Annotated in this window: 2 protein-coding genes; both read right to left on the bottom strand. The window is 68.2% G+C overall.

The genetic code is table 11. The features are described from left to right. Positions 1-48 precede the first annotated feature (48 nt). Positions 49-327, bottom strand: coding sequence for a hypothetical protein (locus tag ACWCRJ_RS44550; protein ID WP_450944696.1), 279 nt, complete (start codon positions 325-327; stop codon positions 49-51). Between the two features lie 61 nt (positions 328-388). Beyond that, a partial coding sequence (locus tag ACWCRJ_RS44545) for an IS110 family transposase (RefSeq protein ID WP_450944695.1) occupies positions 389-1,539 on the bottom strand: 1,151 nt, incomplete at its 5' end.

Genomic DNA, 1,539 nt, shown 5'->3' with positions numbered 1-1,539 from the left:
GGAGTCTCAATGACCGAGTCAAGGGTCTCTGCCGGGCCGGGGGCGTTGTCAGGCGTCGGTGTCGGCGGCCTCTTCAAGTAGGTCCATGGCGTGGTTGTGGAAGCGGCGTTCGGCGTCGCGGCATGGGGCGTTGAGGAAGGCTCGTTGAGCTTCGGCAAGATCGCAGTCCAGCAGGCCCATGGTCACGAACACGGCTTCCACTCCATGGCACTCGTTGTCCTTGAGGAACTGCTGGAGTGCGTCCGAGTCGCCGGTGGTCTCCCAGACGGGCCGGGCGGCTTCCTGCATGGCGGCGATGCGCGCTGATCGTTCTGCGTCGAAGCCCACTGGACCCGCCTCTCTGATGTGGTCCGCAGGCTATAGCCAGGTAGGCGGGGTGCTGGCCCATTTAAGCGGCTTGGGCGATGGGTGGATGGAGGGTGAAGGGCCTGCCGTCGCGCAGGAGGGCCCATAGGACGTCGACACGTCGGCGGGCGAGGGCGATGACGGCCTGGATGTGTTTGCAGCCCTCGCTCCGCTTCTTCAGGTAGTAGGTGCGGTTGGGGCCTTCGCGGATGATGCTGGTCTGGGCGGACAGGTAGAAGACGCGGCGGAGGCGTCGGCTGTAGCGCTTGGGGCGGTGGAGGTTGCCGGTGCGGCGTCCGGAGTCGCGTGGAACGGGCACGAGGCCGGCGGCGGAGGCGAGGTGGCCGGCGTCGGCGTAGGCGCCCAGGTCACCGGCTGCGACGATGAACTCAGCTCCCAGGATGGGGCCCATGCCCGGCAGGGACTCGATGATGTGGGCCTGGGGATGGGTGCGGAACGTTCGCCGGATCTGCTCGTCGACGTGCTTGAGCCGGTCGTCCAGGGCGAGGATCTGTGTGGCGATGTCCGCGACGATGCCTGCGGCGACCTCTTGGCCCGGCAGTGTGGCGTGCTGAGTCCCGGCGGCCTGCAGGGCTGTGGCGGCGACCGCGTCGGGGTTGCGGACTTTTCGTCCCTTGAGCCAGGCGGTGAGGCGGGCTTGGCCGTGGCGGCGTATGGCTGCCGGGGTCTGGTGGCGGGTGAGCAGGATGAGCGCGCCTTTGTGGTCGGCGTAGTCGAAGGCTCGTTCCAGGGCGGGGAAGACCCCGGTGAGCATGTCGCGGAGCCGGTTGAGCATGCGGACGCGGTCGGCGATCAGGTCGGTGCGGTGGGCGGTCAGCAGAGCCAGATCGGCTGCCAGCTGGGCGGGGGCCTTGATGGAGGTGAAGTCTCGCCGCAGGCGGGCGGTGTCTGCGATCACGTAGGCGTCCCGGGCGTCGGTCTTGGCTTCACCGCGGTAGGAACCGGACATCCGGTTGACCGTCCGGCCGGGGACGTAGACGGCTTGTTGGCCCTGGGCGGCGAGTAAGGCCAGCAACAACGCGGAGGCGGTACCGGCGATGTCAACGGCCCAGTGCACATGGTCGGACAGGGTGAGGATCTCGCCCAGGGCGGTCAGAATGGCGCTCTCGTCGTTGGGGACCTTCTTGCTCCACACCGTTGTCCCGGTGTCGTCGACCGCGGCGAGCCAGTGAT

Source organism: Streptomyces sp. NPDC002324 (assembly GCF_053593335.1).
This window is presented reverse-complemented; position numbering and strand designations above follow the sequence as displayed.